At 61.5% G+C, this 426-nt stretch carries 1 pseudogene; it reads left to right on the top strand.

Going from position 1 to position 426, the window contains the following annotated elements:
* Window positions 1-423 (top strand): annotated as a pseudogene (locus tag ACT3S3_RS15300) (integrase core domain-containing protein); the annotation flags it as partial.
* Between the last annotated feature and the right edge of the window lie 3 nt (window positions 424-426).

Consider the following 426-nt stretch of genomic DNA (forward strand, 5'->3'; position numbering starts at 1 on the left):
CGGCTGGGCGATGGACACCCACATGCACACTGACCTGGTGGAACGTGCCCTGCGCATGGCACACACGCTACGCGGGGAACTGCCCGATGACGTGGTGTTCCACGCTGATCGTGGGTGCCAGTTCACCAGTGAGCAGATGCACCGGGTGTGCCAGGATCTGCAGGTGCTGCAGTCGGTGGGTAGAACCGGGGTGTGGCTTAAGACAATGCGATGGCCGAAAGTGTGTGGGCCACGTTGAAAACCGAATTCTACGACCGGCACACCTGGTCGACCCGGGCCGAGGCACGCCAGGCTGTCGCCCGGTGGATTGAGGTGGTCTACAACCGTCGACGGCTGCACTCGTCGCTGGGGTATGTACCGCCGGTGGAGTTCGAGATGAATCTGTTCAACAAACCTGCTGCTGAGGCACCCGAGGCAGCTTAGTTA

It is taken from the genome of Corynebacterium sp. AOP40-4SA-5 (assembly GCF_052377355.1).
GTDB lineage: Bacteria > Actinomycetota > Actinomycetes > Mycobacteriales > Mycobacteriaceae > Corynebacterium.